Here is a 14983-nt window from a genome sequence, read left to right on the forward strand (position 1 = left end):
ATTTTATGGCTGATGAAAGTAATCAGAGTGCGAAAGGCCGGCGTCGATAATGGGGCAGGGGACCCTTATTCCGCCGGTTCGGATTCTTTGCCCGGTGCTTCGCGGTAGACCAAAGGCGCGTCTGCCACAGAGGCATGCGCATCTGCCTGAGCCTGTAGCGCGCCGTGGTGGGGCGACTTGATGCAGACCGGATCGGTGGCTGAGGCATCGCCCACAATCGCCATCGCCTGACACCGACAGCCGCCGAAATCGACGGTCTTGCGTTCGCAGCTTTGGCAGGGTTCAGACATCCAGTCTGTGCCGCGGTATGCCTGAAACGCGCTATTGTAGTACCAGATGTCAGACAGTGATTTGTCCCGCACGTTATCGAATTGTAGGTGGGGGATGGTTTCTGCCGCGTGGCAGGGTAGTACCTTGCCATCAGGGGCCACGTTAAGCCCTGTGGTGCCCCAGCCGCCCATACAGCGCTTGGGGAAGTCTGAATGGTAGTCAGCAGGCACGTAGTCGATCACCAGGGTGCCTTTGAGCGCTGCACGGGCCTCGGACACGATACGGTCGGCTTCACGCGCCTGTTCGCGCGTGGGCATCAGGGTATCGCGATTCTTAAGCGCCCAGCCATGGAACTGCACAGTCGCGACCTCGATCCGGCGTGCACCCATCTCGACCGCCATTTCCAGCGCGCGGGGCAGCTGGTGCAGATTGCGGCGATGCAGGACGGCATTGAGTGTCAGGGGAAAGCCGATGTCGGCAATCCATTCAGCAACCTTCATCTTGCGATCAAAGCCACCTTTGTAGCCGCCGATCTGGTCGGCCATGGGCGCGTCGGTTCCCTGCAGGGAAAGCTGGATGTGATCCAGTCCGGCCTCGTCCAGGGCCTTAAGGCGGCGTTCGGTCAGGCCGATGCCCGAGGTGATCAGGTTGGTATAGAGCCCAGCATCGCGCGCCGAGGTGACCAGTGTTTCCAGATCACGGCGCGAGGCGGGTTCACCGCCCGACAGATGCAGTTGCAGGACACCCAGTTCGCCGGCCTGTTTGAATACGGATTGCCACGTTTCAGTGTCGAGTTCCGAGTTGATCCGCGTCAGTTCGACGGGGTTGGAACAGTAGGGACAGGAGAGGGGGCAGCGATGGGTCAGTTCGGCCAGCATCGCGATGGGCGGGCGGATTGCGGAACGGTCAAGGGCCATCACTGTACCTCGAGGAAGCGGCGGTCGCGCAGCGCCTTCAGAAAGCCCGCGCTGTCCTGCACGATCTGATCCTTGGGCGCGTTGTATTTGGCGGCAAGGTCGTCGGTGATCTGGCCGAAGCTGCGGGTGCCATCGAGTTCGGACAGGATCGCCTGACCCACCTGATCGAGCGTGATGGCGCGTTCAGGGGCCAGCAGGACCCATGTGTCGCGCACCTTGTCGAAATGCAGGCGGACGCCGCGGGGCAGGTAGGGGATCGCGTCAAGCTCCATCAGGCGGCCTTGGCGTTGGCCATGCCCTGACCGGGCTGCCATGCGCCCGGCGGGATGCGGCCGGGTTCGACATAGGCCGAATGGAGCGCGTCAAGCTGTGACCAGAGAACATCTGTCTTAAATATCAATGCGTTAGCGGCCATATCCTGCTTTTCTTGCGTGTCCGCATGGTCCAGCACCCATTTCAGGCCGAACGCCACGTCTTTGGGGGCCTCTTTCAGGCGGTTCTGGAAGTAGGAAAGCGAGCTGTCGTCGGCGAAATCGTAGTTCTTCAGCAGGCCCTGAATGCGGTCGGCATGGATCTTGGGCGCGAAAAGCTCGGTCAGCGAGGCGGCGACGGCCTCGAGCAGGGTTTTGTCGCGGACAAAGCGGACGTAGGCGTCGACGGCGAATTTGGTGGCGGGCATGACGCCTTCGGTCGAGGCGACGTAGTCGGGATCAAGGCCCACGGCCTCGGCTAGTTTGAGCCAGCGCTTGATGCCGCCGGGGTTCGTGTCTGTTCCGTCGTGATCTTCGATCCGCGAGCGCCACGCGCGGCGCAGGTCGGGGCTTTCGACGCGGGACATGAAGGCGGCGTCCTTCATCGGGATCGAGTGCTGGTAGTAGTAGCGGTTGATCACCCATGCGCGCACCTGATCGGGGGTGCAGCCACCACCGTGCAGCAGGTGGTGGAAGGGGTGTTTGTCGTGGTAACGCTCGGCGCCGATCTGGCGCAGGCGGGCTTCGAACTCTTCTCGGGTCTGGGTCATAGGGTGATCTCCATTCCGTCTTGGCCGATGATCCATCCGGCGGCCTCTGCTTCGGCTTTTTCGGCCGAGTCCGGGCGCAGGACGGGGTTGGTGTTGTTCATATGAACGTAGATTTTCTTGGCGATGTCCATGTCCGCGAAACCGGCGATGGATCCGTCTTCGCCGGACATCGACATGTGGCCCATGCGTTTGCCGGTCTTCTGGCCCAGTCCCGCGCGGACCATTTCATCGTCGCGCCAGAGGGTGCCGTCAAAGAACAGCGTGTCCGCGCCGGTCAGGCGGGCGCGCAGGTCGTCGTTCAGGATCGCGCAGCCGGGGATGTAGTAGGCGGTGCGGCCATGGGCTGTCAGTTCGACGCCAACCGTCTGTTCACCGATCAGGTCGGTCTGGACCTCATCGCCCTCAAGATAGAGCGGCACCTTGCCCGGAACGGCAAAAAGCGTCGCTGAGAGGCCCGGGGCGATTTCGCAGGGCTCGTCCAGCCGGATGGTGTTACGGGCCACCACAGAGGCGTTCAGGGCGGCGAAAATGGGGTTTTCGGCGATCACATCGTGGATGCCTTGGGTCGCATGCACCGTAAAGGGCTGCATTTCCCGCAATGTCAGCAGGCCTGCGACGTGGTCGATGTCGCCATTGGTCAGCAAAACGGACCGAAGCGGCATGTCACGGAGGCCGGTGGGATGCAGGGCAGGGGTGTCAGCCAGTTGCTGACGGATATCCGGAGACGCATTCAGAATGGCCCAGTCCACGCCATTGGCGGTGACGGCCAGAGAGCTTTGCGTCTGTGGGGGGATTGCGCCGGTTCGCGCCAGATTGCAGTTTTCGCAACCGCAATTCCATTGGGGAAGGCCGCCACCGGCAGCCGCCCCCAGAATTTGCGCGCGGAATGTCATAGTAACGCCTCCGCGCGCTGGAACTTAGAACAGTACGCCGTCTTCTTCGGGGCCGTACATGTTGATTTCCATGCCGCACTCGATTTCGCGGACTACGGGTTTATTCCATGCCATGGTCTTCTCCTCCATATGTAAGTTGTCTTACTGGGGTATCCTGCGTCGGGCGTGCTTCTTATCCAATTCTTATTTTCTAAGAATGGCCTAGACCATGGTCGCATTTATTCGGGCGCGAAAACCGGGGGTAGACCGTCGATGACAAAACCTTTCCCGCGCAAGGTTTTGATCTGAAAGCCGAATTTCTGCGGAAGGCCGATTTTCCGGCGCAGGTAGCCCAGATAGACATCTACGACGTTTTCACTGCCGTTGCCGTCGCCAGCCCAGAGCGCGTCAAAGATTTCGCCGCGCGAAAGCACCTTATCGGCGTTTTCTAAGAAGAGCCTAAGAAGGTCATATTCCCGTTCTGTCAGAATGGCCGACTCTGACCCCATGGTCAGGCGGCGCGATTCGGTGCCCAGACGGGCAGGGGAGGGGCGCGCACTGGCGGCGCGTTTTTCCTGCACCTTCAGACGGGCGACCAGTTCGTCAAAGGAAAAGGGTTTGACGATGTAATCATCGGCCCCGGCCTCAAGCCCCGCGGCACGGTCTTCGACCTCGGACATGGCGGACAGCATGAGGATGGGAAAGCGATGTCCCGCCTCGCGCATGGCGCGGACCAGATCAAAGCCGTTTTCCGACCCGATCATCACATCGACAATCGCGGCCCCCACCGTGGTGGTATCCAGCGTCTGCATCGCATCGGCGCAGCGATGGACGGCCACCGCCTGATAGCTGTGAATGGCCAACCCCCGACTAAGCGCCGAGGTGATTTCAGGGTCATCATCGACCACGAGGATGGGTGGTTGGGTCGTCATGGGGGCAGTCTAGGGGTATTTCAGCACTCAGCGCGAGGCAGCCTTTGGTGGGTGCGGTGGGGTTTCTAGGCCGTAAGCGATGCCAGCGACGAGCGTCCCATCGGGCAGTTCGCAGGCAAGGGGTTGTCGGGCGATTTGTTGGAAGCCGAGTTTCTGCGCCAATCGCGCGCTGGCTGTGTTGGGTTCGGCATGGCCTGTTGTGACCAAGCGGGCGTCTAGCGTGTCGAAGGCAAAGGCAATCATCGCGGTGACGGCTTCTGTGGCATAGCCATGTCGTTGCGCGTTGGACCGTATCCAATAGGTCAGTTTCATTTGGCCCCTGCGCCAGATTGGCTGAAGCGCGACCATTCCGATCAGGTGGTCTTCTTTGAACGCGTAGTAGGTCAGGCTGTTGCGCTGTTCGAAGTCTCGTGATTGCTGGTCGAGCTTTGTTGCTTGCCATTCAGGATCACCTTCTTCGGCTTCTGTTCCCATGTCGCCATGAAACCATGGGTACAGCGATGCGTAGCTTTCCGATCTTGCAGCGGCGAGCGCAGTGGCCAGCTGAACGGAAGCGCGTTTCAGGCGCAGGCGTGGGGTTTCGACTTGGTGTGGTACGTGAACCTTCAACGGGTCGATCAGGCGGGCCTTGGGTTCACCAGTCATGCGCGTGTCCAATCCATCCCAGCCACCCGACTGTCTGCGTCAAAGCTGTCTGGCGGGAACTCCACGGCTGTGCGGGGGTGGTCGCAGAGGGCTTGGACTCCGTTGGCACTGATGCGGATGCGCCATGTTTGGCGTTGGGTGGGTTTGGCGCGGGCGAAGGCGGTGCAGGTCAAAACGGCGACGTTGGCACCGCCGTCCGGATCGCGGGCGGATCGGTAGCGGATGACTTCGGCCCCGATGTCGCGAGCGGTTTCGGCCAGTGTTTGGCAGGGGGCGTAGTCGGTCAGGTGCTCCCACGCGTCGGCGTCTTTCGCCAGTTCCCCTGAGGTCAGGTCCACAGCGGCCGCGGTTTTTACCGGAACGGCAAAGGCGGTGTAGTCGGCGGCGGTGTTGGGGAAGGGAGTGTCGGGGCTCTCGGCATAGAACAGCACGCGGTAGAAGGCCATTTCGGCCAGCGCTGTGTTCGGGTCTTCGGCCCCGTACCAGACGCCCGGCGTGATCCCTGCGCGGCGAAAGCGCGAGCCGTGAGGGTAGGGGCGGTAGCGGAAGGGCGTGGCCAGCAGATAATCCAGATGGGCGCAGTCCGAAGGCACAGGTGGTTTGGTGTCTTCGAGGATGTCTTCCAGCAGTTCCTGTTCCGCCAGACTGTCGGTTAGTTTCAGGGTCGAGACGTGGTGCTGTGCCTCGACCAGACGCCATGCGGGTTTGTTGTAGGGCTGCGCCTCAGACCGGAGCGCGTCGGGCGTCCAGGTAGGTGCAGACATTGGTCAGGCCTTGGATAGAGGTGATCAGATCGACGGGGCGGCCGCCAAGCGCAGTGTTGTCGGCCCGCATCCACGCGCGGGCAGCGGTTTCGTCGCCGCCGGTGATGGCGTCAAGCGAACGGAAGGCGCGGACCAGCAGGGCGGCGAGTTCGAACGCTTTGGTCTGTTCGTTCAGCGGCGCGGTGCCCTTTTTGAGGCGCGAGATTTGAGGTTCCGACAGGCCTAGCACGGCAGCAAGGGTTTTGCCGCTGAGGTTCAGTCGCTCGGCGCTGCGCAGCACGGCCTTGCCCAGAACGGTGCCGCGATCGGGCGTTTGGGTGGTTTGCGTGCGGAGCATGTGTGCTTTCCTGTGAAAGAAAAATGTATAAATCTTGCGTAGGAAAGTATTGTTCTTCGCGTGATCGGTCAAGACCCGCCGCTAAATTGCCAAAGGCAGGGACAAAGTGACCGTCGTGCCGGGGTTGTCGCCAAGGGCCGTGTCGCGGGGCAGGGGGCTGTGGATGGTGATCTGGCCACCCTGTTCCTCGATCACCCATTTCGCCAGCGCGAGGCCCACGCCGAAACCGGCGGCGCGGGTGGTGCCGGACCCTTGGGCGAAGCGTTCGAAAATCTTGCCTTGATCGGCGGGGGCGATGCCCGGGCCGTTGTCGGTGATGTGGATGAGCGCGGTTGTGTCCGTGGCCTCGGCCCCCAGCGACAGATGCGTGCCGTCGGCGGCGTGGCGGATCGCGTTGCGGATCAGGCTGGCGATGACCTGGCGTATCCAGTTGCGGTCGCCTTCCACGGTCAGGTCAGGAATGGTGTGGAGTGTCATCTCCATCCCTGCGTTGGCGATTTCGGCGCGGGTTTCATCCAGCGCTTCGTCGATCATCTGAGGCAGGTCAAAGGGCGCGGGGTTCAGTGCCAGCTGTCCGCTTTCGGAACGGGCGACGCGGAGCAGGTCGTCAATCCGGCGGTTCAAACGTAGTGCGCGGGATTCGATGGTGGCAAAGGCCGCTTGCGGGTCGGGTCCACCGGCGCGGCCCAGTTGGGATTCCATCAAGATTACGGTCAGTGGCGTGCGCAATTCGTGGCTGACATCGGCAAAGAAGCGGCGGCGGTCTTCGTCGGTTTTGGCAAGCTTGGCGTTGGCATCGCTGAGTTCCTGCGTGCGGTCTGCGATGATGTCGTTCAGCTTGGCCCATTCAGAGGCGACCTCGGCCTTGCGATCTGACAGGGCGGCGGCCATGCGGTTGGTTTCGGAAAACACGCGCCCGATTTCATCGGTTTTGTTGTCGGGCAGGGCGACGGCAAAATCTTCGCGACCGATGCGTTGGGCCGCGTCGCGCAGCATGTCGAGCCTGCGGAACTGGGGCCGGATCAGCGCGAAATAATAGGCCAGCAACAGGACGATGGTGACGGCCGCGACAGCCGCGGCGATGAGGGTCAGGCGCTGGCGCAGGGTTTCGATGCCCGACAGGATCGTCTGACGGGCGCGCATTTCTTCGACGACGACCTCGTTCAGCAGGGGGTCAAAGCTGATCGAGAAGATATCAAGGAAGCCTTGCAGGCGGTCGGGGTCTTGGGTGTCGGACAGAAACCCGTCGCGGGTCGAGGTGAACATCGCCTCCATCCGCGCGATGCCAAGGGATTGGGTGGCGCGGCGGGATTGTTCGTCGATCCCCAAGGCGCGGGCTTCAAGCACGGCGTTGTCGAGATCCTGCCGGATCTGGGTGAGGGTGCGCATGATGTTGCTGGTCACAGATTCCAGACGAAGGGCGCGATCATCCGGTGGCATTCGGGTCTGGATGGATTCAGCGGCGATGACGATAAAGGTCGACACCTGAGTCGAAAGGGCCGCGTAACGTTCGACCCGCTTTTCCGCCATGAGCGCGGCATCCAGCCGTTGGGTGACGCGATCCATCGCAACCACCATCATGCCTGCCGTCACCAGCGTCACCAAGCCCAACAGCAACGCACCAAGGCCCAAGCGTGCCTTCAGAGACAGGCTGAGGGCCTTGGGCGATGGGGCATGTTGGGACAGATTTGCTGACATAAATTGCCGGTTTTTTGTGCAGACACGGAACAAACCGGTCGATTTCGCGCCAAAATGCTGCATTGCAGCAATCGGGCGTGCGTTGCGTTTAGGGAAAGCTACGGAGTTTGGCGCAATCCTAGCATTAAGACTTTAGTGGTAACTTAACAGGAGAAGAAAATGATCGAACTATTATTTGTCGCCTGTCTCAGTACAGCGCCGGACCAATGTGAAGAACGCAGTATGATTTTCACCGATGCCACGCCGATGGCCTGCATGATGGGCGCGCAGCCCCAGTTGGCCAAATGGGCAGCAACGCATCCTGCGTTTCGCGTAGCGGGTTGGAAATGCCAACAGGTACGCACGGCCGAGAAAGAGGCCTGATTTACGTACCGACCCTGCCTTAGAGGAGGGGCAGGATCAGGCCGCTGAGTGCCATGGGCACACCCATCGGAACGCTTCTGGGGGTATTGATCGCGGCGAACCGCGTGTTTCCTTGGCGGAACACAACGCGCACTGCCATCAAGAGCAGTGTGACGATCAGAAGACTGATCGCAAAGAGCAGCACAAATTGGGACAATGATCCGGGCGGCACGAACAGCAGCAGCGCCGGAAACATTTTGGCATCCCCACCACCGACAATCCGCGTGATGAAGGCCAGAAAGCCGATGGCAAAGGCGCTGCCTGCGTTGATCACGCGTGGAATGATTTCTTCCGACGGCACCCAAGGCAGCGTCAGAATGAACACCCCGATGGTGGCAAAGACCAGCAGGTTGGGGATGCGAAGGTGGCGCATATCGCCGTAGCCGAGAACCAGAAGCAATGGGGACAAAACAATCAGTGGCGTCATGCGCAGTAGGCCCTTTCCATATGGGATGCGGATCTGACGGGCTCGTTGCCGCTCATGAGGAAGAAGACGAGTTCGCGTTGGCCGGTGCAGCCGGTCTTGGCGTAGATGTTGCCCAGATGGGTGCTGAGGGTGGATTGGCTGATGCCCAGCTCTTCTCGGATGGCGGCGCTGTCCAGACCACGGCTGAACATCACGCAGATGCGGTATTCGGCGCGGCTGAATTTGCAGGGATTTTCAAAGCTGAGCGCCATCGGCTGGTGGGCCGCGTCACGCTTGGGTTTGGAGTGGCGCAGCAGGCTGTCGGTGAAGGTGCCCGCGGCGCGGGTTTGCCAAGTGGCGGCCAGCGTAGGCGCAATCATGTTCAGATGCGCAAAGGCGTTCGACGACGTGGCGCGGGGGAAGTGGAATTCCAGAAAGTCGCCGTGTTTGTCGGTGCTTTGCAGCGGGATCAGAGCGAGTTCGTGAAACTGGCGCATACGCTGGAAGCGGGCCAGATCTTCGTCGTGGTCGGGGGCGACCACGGATTGCACCCAGACCGAACCCGGTTTCGCGCCGGTCAGGTAACCGGCCATGATGTTGCGGGCAAAGCTTCGGGCGCTGGCCGAGCCGTAGTTGTCGGGGCGTGTCTCGGACGACAGCGCGCGGCTTGGCATGTTGGGGTCTTTGGGAACGCGGGACAGCAGGACCAAGCCTGCGCCCATCGCGTTGGCCAGTTCGTCCAGAATGCGCAGGATCGGTTTCTGACCCTGAAGGCAGCTGCACCAGTTGGCGGTTGTTTCGATGAAATTGGCGCTGTTCACCAATGTCTGCCCCTGTGCGTAGGGGGCGTAACTTTCAATAGGTTGTTGTATCTGTTGGACCACGACTTGCTCCACCCGTGAAATGATTTTCACGGATGGTCATTCAAGTTCCGCGCCATTTGCGCGGGCGGTCACGAAGCCGTGTAATGGGGGTGCTTTTGGGTGGGGTCAGTCGCCTCCGAAAAAGCGGATGTAGCGGATGAGAACGGGGCCGACTGTCAGCAGGATCAGCGCGGGCAGCATGAGCGAGGCCAGCACGGCAGACATTTTCACCGGCAGTTTGTTGGCCATTTCCTGTGCACGCAGTTCACGGGTTTCGCGCAGTTCTTCGGCGTAGGTGATCAGGGCCTCGGACATGCCAGTGCCGAATTGCATGGATTGCTGCACGACGTTGGCAAAGGCACGGACGGTTTCAACGCCGGTACGATCGGCCATGTCGCGAAGGGCTGCTTCGCGGGCGCGGCCCGCCTGTACCTGACGCTGGACCGACAGGAATTCAAAGGCGATGTCGGGGGACACCTCGGCCAGCTCGTTGCCCACACGGGTCATGGCGGCGTCAAAGCCCAAGCCCGATTCCACCGAAATCTGCATCAGGTCGAGCGCGTTGGGAAAGCCCTCTTCGATGCGTTGTTTGCGTTCGGCCACGCGGGAGGAGAGCCAGCGCACAGGGCCGAAGAACCCGATGGCGACGGTGATCGTCAGAAGCTGAAACACCTGCATCGACGTCAGGCTGCCCAGCCAGATCAGAACGGGCAGCGGGGCCTGAAGTTCGGGCATGCGCGACAGCATGATCATCACCAGAAGCGTCGAAGGCAGGCCAAAGCCCAACATCGCGCGGATCAGGGTAAAGTCGCGCAGCGCATTGCGCCCGCTATAGCCCGCTTGGGCCAGTTGTTTTTGCAACTTGGTTCGCTCGGCCTCGTCACTGGGCAGCAGCGTTTTCATCAAGCCTTTGGGCGCAGTGGTGGGTGATTGAAGGAAGCCGCGGTCGCGGCGGTCGATCTTGGTTTTTGCGGCGGCTTCGATCCGCGCGGCGGCGGCATCGCGGTTGGTGACAAAGGTCACGAGCGCAAAAAAGATCAACAGGGCACCTGCACCGATCCCGTAGGGCAGGACCGTTGAAGCTGACATACCTTGAAGAAACGCGAGTTGGGTCATGGGCGCGGACTTTTACTAGATGCGGAAATTGGTCATTTTCCGCAGGACAAGGAAATTGAGGACCGTGAACAGGACGATCCCGGACATCATGGGAATGAACAGGGGGTCTTCGGACACACCGCCGTAATAGTCGGGTGACGAAATCGAGGTGATCACGAAGATCGCAACGGGAAGGCCGGACAGGAACCAGGCTGTCAGGCGTCCCTCGGACGAGATCGCGTGGATTTTGCGGCGCATGGCGATGCGGTTGCGGATGACTTTCGCCAGAACCGCGATCACCCGTGCCAGATCACCGCCGGTGCCGTACTGGATGCCAATCGAGGCCGACAGATAGTGCACGTCTTCGATATCGACACGTTCGGCAAATTCAGAGAAGGAATCCACCAGATCATCGCCATAGCTGATGCTGTCAAAGACGATGCCGAATTCGCTGCCGATGGGATCAGGCATCTGTTCGGCCACGCCTTTGATCGAGGTGGACAGCGGGTGGCCGACCTTCAGGCCGCGTGCCATGATATCCAGCGCATCGGGCAGCTGGTTTGTCAGCGCCTCGGTCCGTTTGGAGCGGCGTTGGCGCAGAACGGTGACAGGCAGGATCCACCCCACGGTCAGGGTCAGGGCCAGCGCAGGCAGCGGATCGAAAAACCGCAGGCCAGCGGCCAGACCGGCGGCGGCAAGTGCGCCGCATATGATCAGGAACCGCGTGGGCGACATGGTCAGACCCGCCTGCACCAGAAGTGAGGGCAGATCGCCCGAGAAGGGCAGGTTCGGCAGAATGCCGTTGGCTTTTTTGGGCTTGAGTAGAGCCAGAAGTTCAGAGGTGGACTTGCCGTCGGACAACATCTTGATCCGGCGGTTGCGGACCTCGTCAAAGTTTTCCCGCCGGCCCAGCATCTGGGCCAGACCCGAGAGCGCAAGGAACACACCCAAGGCAACGCCGATGTAGACGACGTAGCCCATCATGCGTGTGTCGACGGCAAGTTCCATGATCAGTTGCTCCGGTGGATGAAGGATTCAGGCGACAGTTGGCAGCCTGCAGCGATCAGCTTGTCCCAGCAGGCGGGGCGGATGCCGGTGGCAACGAATTCGCCCAGAACCTTGCCATCGTCTGTTTTGCCGTTTTTGCGGAAACAGAAGATGTCCTGCATGGTGATGATGTCGCCTTCCAGACCGGTGATTTCCGAAATCGACATGACCTTGCGCTGACCGTCGGCCAGACGGTTCAGCTGAACGACAAAGTTCAGACCCGAGGCAATCTGCGAACGGATCGCGGACAGCGGGAAGTCGATGCCGATCATGGTGACCATCTGTTCCACACGGCCAATCGCGTCGCGCGCGGTGTTGGCGTGGACTGTGGTCATGGACCCGTCGTGACCGGTGTTCATCGCCTGAAGCATGTCGAATGTTTCGGCGCCGCGCACCTCGCCTACGATGATGCGGTCGGGGCGCATACGCAGGGCGTTTTTCAGCAGGTCGCGCTGATCGACCGCGCCGCCGCCCGAAGGCGTGGGGGTCTTGGTTTCCAGACGGACCACGTGGCGCTGTTGCAGCTGGAGTTCGGCGGCGTCTTCGATGGTGACGATGCGTTCGGTCTTGCCGATGCTGGCGGACATCGCGTTTAGCATGGTGGTTTTACCAGAGCCTGTACCGCCTGAAATCAGGATATTCATGCGACCGGCCACGATGGCCTGCAGGAATTCGGCGGCAGCACCGGACAGCGCGCCGTGGCCGACCAGCTTGTCCATCGTCAGCGGCGATGCCGAGAATTTACGGATCGACATGGACGGCCCGTCGATGGCGCAGGGGCGGATGATTGCGTTGACGCGGCTGCCGTCAGCAAGGCGGGCGTCAACCCACGGGTTGCTTTCGTCGATCCGGCGGCCAACGCGGCTGACGATCTTGTCGATGATGCGCAGAAGGTGCTTTTCGTCGCGGAATCGTGTCGAAGTCACCTCGAGCATACCGCCGCGTTCGACGAACACATCGCGGTGACCGTTGACCAGAATATCGCTGATTGTGGGATCGGCCAGAAGCGGCTCCAGTGGGCCGAGGCCCAGCACTTCGTCGATCAATTCGTCGATCAGTTTCTTGAAGGCGTCCGACGACATGGAGGGGCCGTCCTTGGCCAGCTCTTCGCTGACCAGAGCGGCGACTTCCTGTTTCAGCTCGCCCGGTTGGATTTTGTCGATGACGGCAAGGTTCATCCGGTCCAGCAGCATGTCGTGCAGACGGCTTTTCAGTTCGAGGTTCTGCTTGTGTGCGGTGTCCTCGGGGCTGGGTTCGCGCGGGGCTGCGGGGGCCGCAGGCGGCGGTGTCATGCCCTTCGGCTGAAGAGGAACGACATTCCCGTTTTTGGGGCTTTGGGCACGTGTGAAATTACCGAACATGGGGGCTCCTTTCAGCTGGATTGGGTTTGGGCTGTGTGTTCAGCCGGAAGAGATGTGCTGATCGACGAGGCGATCTTGCGGATGGATTTGCAAAGGCCCGAACGGGGGGCGCAGGACAGAAGGGATGCGCCGCGATCGCAGGCCTCAAGCGCGGCCTTGCTGTCGGGGGGCAGCCAGTGCGAGAGGGGCATTTCCAGAAGGCGGGCGGCGGCGCGGTGGTGACGTTTCAGCGAGAATGGTTTGCGTTCCTGGCTGACAACGATTTCCACCGGCAGGTTCATGGCGTCTTCGCGGTAGGCGTCCAGCAGACGGCGCGCCTGACGGATCGACGGCACGGTGGTGTCTGTGACCAGAAGCAGGCGGTCGCTTTGGGCCAGAAGCGGGCTGATCCAATCGACCAGCAAGTGGGGCAGGTCGATGATCACATAGTCAAAGCGCGCCTTCAGAAGTTCGATCAGGCGTTCTGTCTGGCTGCGGTCCATCGACTCGAACGGAACCATCTTTTCAGGCGCGCTGAACAGGGTCACGCCGTTCGACATTTCGCAGGCCCAGTCGTCGAGAATGCGGTCGTCGGGCATGGTGCCTTTCATCGCCAGATGGAACAGCGTGTCCGAGGCATTCTGGTCATAGAAGCTGGCGATGGCGCCGAACTGCAGGTCCAGATCGACCAGTGCAACGCTGGGGGCGGCATCACCGCCTTTGCCGGTATCGACCAACGCATGGGCCAGATTGACGGCCACTGTGGTGGCGCCGATCCCGCCACGGGATTTGGTGATGGTGATGACCTTGCCGGTTTTGCGCGGGGCAGGGGCCACGGGCACCAGCGCGTGATGCTGGGCGATGTAGCGCTGGATCACCTGCCACAGATCTTCAGAAGTGATGATATCGGCCAGTACGTCGTCGGCGCCTGCACGTTTGTAATCCATCACATCTGTCAGCGTGGTGTTGCTGCTGGAAATCGCGATCACTGTGCAGGTGGGTGACAGCCCCTTGCGGATGGTCGAAATGGCCGAAGCGGGATGCGCGCCTTCGCCGGACAGCGCGATAATCGCACAGTCGAAGCCTTCGGGACTGCTCAGATCGGTTTCCTCGGTCAGACGGGTCACCTTGGCCCGTCCGTCGATACCCTTCAGCGACGGGACCGTTTCTGTGTCACGGTCTGTCACCAGCAGGATGCGGGCCGATTGGGTGGAGGGGATCATCTGGTTCATCGAGTACATCATTTCGGATCACAAGCTAATGCCGCCGGACAGGTCTTCGGCAGGCATCGAGACACTGAGGGGCGGGAACGGAAGGGATTGTTCGGGCATGGTTTCGGCGGTTGATCCGGTCAGGGACAGGATCGATCCAAGCGGCGAGACAAAGGTGAACCACGCATCTGTCAGCGTGATGGTTACGATCGGCACATAAGGACCGCCAAGGAATCCAAGGTTTGGATCGTAGGAGTAGGTGATTTGCAGATTGGCGGGTGTGGTGCCCATAGGCAGGGCGCCATCGATCATGGGCCAGATTTCGGCCATGGTCGGGTTGGTAAGGCTGCCTGTGCAGACGATATCGCCCGGGTTCGAGCAGATGTTCGACCCTTGGTTACAGTCGATGCCAAAGGGCACGGGCGACGATCCGTTGGTCGAGGGTCCGCGCGTGTTGACGGTCGGTACATTGGGGCAGAGCGGGCTGCGCACAATGGCCACGCGGGTCGCGTTATACAGCGCCTTTTCCGTGGTCACGAGGTGGAAGGCCAGACGACCGAAGTCGATCAGGCCGAAGTAAAGCAACAGAAAGATCGGCATCACCACAGCCAGTTCGACCAGAACGGTGCCGTCTGTTTTGCGGGCAAAGCGCGACAGGAAGGGAAGGTGACGTTTCATGTTCCGAACACCCTGCTGCTGTCTGAAATGGTTGTGGTGCGGGTGGCCAGCGTGTCGCCCGATCCGAAGAACAGCATGTTGGCAAAGATCGGGGTCACTTCGAGCCGCGCGCTGACACGAGCAATGGGCAGAACCGCGCCACGGTAGTTGCCTGTGGTGCAGGTCAGACCGGCGCTGACGCTGAGAAGGGTGATCTGGCCTGCGGTCACCGGATCGCCGTTCAGGCGGGTGCGCACGATGGTTTCCAGTTCGGACTGGTAGCTGCTGAGAGAACCGCTTGTGTCGCAGATGTCATAGGGCGCGCGGCGGGCGATATAGCGGGTGGCGTCACGGATGCCGGCCTCGGCCACCTGATAGGCCCAAAGCAGGCGCGCGCCTTCGATGATCACGGCGAACAGCAGAACCATCATTGGCAAGAGGATCGCGAATTCGACCAGCGCCGCGCCGCTTTCGTCTTTTCTGAATTTATGAAAACCGAAGCGCAT

General features: G+C 61.0%; 19 protein-coding genes. 1 reads left to right on the top strand and 18 read right to left on the bottom strand.

What is annotated here, in order from left to right; genetic code table 11:
• Positions 1-65: 65 nt before the first annotated feature.
• The 10 genes from pqqE to C4S59_RS17235 form a co-directional block, all read right to left on the bottom strand.
• The gene (gene pqqE, locus C4S59_RS17190; RefSeq protein ID WP_200813244.1) at positions 66-1187 is read right to left on the bottom strand and encodes a pyrroloquinoline quinone biosynthesis protein PqqE; all 1122 of its coding nucleotides are present in this window, start codon (positions 1185-1187) and stop codon (positions 66-68) included.
• The gene (gene pqqD / locus C4S59_RS17195; protein WP_200813245.1) at positions 1187-1459 is read right to left on the bottom strand and encodes a pyrroloquinoline quinone biosynthesis peptide chaperone PqqD; all 273 of its coding nucleotides are present in this window, start codon (positions 1457-1459) and stop codon (positions 1187-1189) included. Before pqqD ends, pqqE begins: the two co-directional genes overlap by 1 nt.
• On the bottom strand, positions 1459-2208 hold the full coding sequence (pqqC, locus tag C4S59_RS17200) for a pyrroloquinoline-quinone synthase PqqC (protein WP_103911621.1): 750 nt from the start codon (positions 2206-2208) through the stop codon (positions 1459-1461). The genes pqqD and pqqC overlap by 1 nt, the downstream gene beginning before the upstream one ends.
• Positions 2205-3101, bottom strand: a complete 897-nt coding sequence (gene pqqB, locus C4S59_RS17205) for a pyrroloquinoline quinone biosynthesis protein PqqB (protein ID WP_103911622.1) — start codon at positions 3099-3101, stop codon at positions 2205-2207. Before pqqB ends, pqqC begins: the two co-directional genes overlap by 4 nt.
• Positions 3102-3125: 24 nt before the next feature.
• Positions 3126-3215 carry a pyrroloquinoline quinone precursor peptide PqqA gene (gene pqqA, locus C4S59_RS17210; RefSeq protein WP_103911772.1) on the bottom strand — a complete coding sequence of 30 codons (90 nt, stop codon included), beginning with the start codon at positions 3213-3215 and terminating at the stop codon, positions 3126-3128.
• A gap of 104 nt (positions 3216-3319) precedes the next feature.
• A complete protein-coding gene (locus C4S59_RS17215) occupies positions 3320-4012 on the bottom strand; it encodes a response regulator transcription factor (RefSeq protein ID WP_103911623.1) in 693 nt (230 codons plus the stop codon).
• Positions 4013-4039: 27 nt separating this feature from the next.
• Positions 4040-4657, bottom strand: coding sequence for a GNAT family N-acetyltransferase (locus C4S59_RS17220; protein WP_103911624.1), 618 nt, complete (start codon positions 4655-4657; stop codon positions 4040-4042).
• Positions 4654-5421, bottom strand: coding sequence for an RES family NAD+ phosphorylase (locus C4S59_RS17225; protein ID WP_103911625.1), 768 nt, complete (start codon positions 5419-5421; stop codon positions 4654-4656). The genes C4S59_RS17220 and C4S59_RS17225 overlap by 4 nt, the downstream gene beginning before the upstream one ends.
• On the bottom strand, positions 5381-5758 hold the full coding sequence (locus C4S59_RS17230) for an MbcA/ParS/Xre antitoxin family protein (RefSeq protein ID WP_103911626.1): 378 nt from the start codon (positions 5756-5758) through the stop codon (positions 5381-5383). Before C4S59_RS17230 ends, C4S59_RS17225 begins: the two co-directional genes overlap by 41 nt.
• An 81-nt stretch (positions 5759-5839) precedes the next feature.
• On the bottom strand, positions 5840-7456 hold the full coding sequence (locus C4S59_RS17235) for a sensor histidine kinase (RefSeq protein ID WP_103911773.1): 1617 nt from the start codon (positions 7454-7456) through the stop codon (positions 5840-5842).
• Between the two features lie 159 nt (positions 7457-7615).
• On the opposite strand from C4S59_RS17235, the gene C4S59_RS17240 reads away from it, so the two are divergent.
• A complete protein-coding gene (locus C4S59_RS17240) occupies positions 7616-7819 on the top strand; it encodes a hypothetical protein (protein ID WP_103911627.1) in 204 nt (67 codons plus the stop codon).
• Positions 7820-7838: 19 nt separating this feature from the next.
• On the opposite strand, the gene C4S59_RS17245 is transcribed toward C4S59_RS17240, so the two are convergent.
• The 8 genes from C4S59_RS17245 to C4S59_RS17280 all read right to left on the bottom strand — a co-directional run bounded on the left by C4S59_RS17245 (position 7839) and on the right by C4S59_RS17280 (position 14983).
• Positions 7839-8285, bottom strand: a complete 447-nt coding sequence (locus C4S59_RS17245; protein WP_103911628.1) for an A24 family peptidase — start codon at positions 8283-8285, stop codon at positions 7839-7841.
• Positions 8282-9085 carry a helix-turn-helix transcriptional regulator gene (locus tag C4S59_RS17250; RefSeq protein ID WP_146064557.1) on the bottom strand — a complete coding sequence of 268 codons (804 nt, stop codon included), beginning with the start codon at positions 9083-9085 and terminating at the stop codon, positions 8282-8284. The genes C4S59_RS17245 and C4S59_RS17250 overlap by 4 nt, the downstream gene beginning before the upstream one ends.
• A 168-nt stretch (positions 9086-9253) precedes the next feature.
• Positions 9254-10243: a type II secretion system F family protein gene (locus tag C4S59_RS17255; RefSeq protein ID WP_103911630.1), complete on the bottom strand. Its 990-nt coding sequence runs from the start codon at positions 10241-10243 to the stop codon at positions 9254-9256.
• A 15-nt stretch (positions 10244-10258) separates the two neighbouring features.
• Positions 10259-11230 (bottom strand): type II secretion system F family protein, encoded by a 972-nt coding sequence (locus tag C4S59_RS17260; RefSeq protein ID WP_103911631.1) that lies wholly within the window; start codon positions 11228-11230, stop codon positions 10259-10261.
• Between the two features lie 2 nt (positions 11231-11232).
• Positions 11233-12630 carry a CpaF family protein gene (locus C4S59_RS17265; protein ID WP_200813246.1) on the bottom strand — a complete coding sequence of 466 codons (1398 nt, stop codon included), beginning with the start codon at positions 12628-12630 and terminating at the stop codon, positions 11233-11235.
• Positions 12631-12641: 11 nt separating this feature from the next.
• Positions 12642-13841, bottom strand: a complete 1200-nt coding sequence (locus C4S59_RS17270; RefSeq protein ID WP_160006936.1) for an AAA family ATPase — start codon at positions 13839-13841, stop codon at positions 12642-12644.
• Positions 13842-13859: 18 nt separating this feature from the next.
• Positions 13860-14498, bottom strand: coding sequence for a TadE/TadG family type IV pilus assembly protein (locus C4S59_RS17275; protein ID WP_103911633.1), 639 nt, complete (start codon positions 14496-14498; stop codon positions 13860-13862).
• A complete protein-coding gene (locus C4S59_RS17280; RefSeq protein ID WP_103911634.1) occupies positions 14495-14983 on the bottom strand; it encodes a TadE/TadG family type IV pilus assembly protein in 489 nt (162 codons plus the stop codon). Before C4S59_RS17280 ends, C4S59_RS17275 begins: the two co-directional genes overlap by 4 nt.

This window comes from Thalassococcus halodurans, assembly GCF_900108225.1.
In the GTDB taxonomy this organism is placed as follows: Bacteria; Pseudomonadota; Alphaproteobacteria; order Rhodobacterales; family Rhodobacteraceae; genus Thalassococcus; species Thalassococcus halodurans.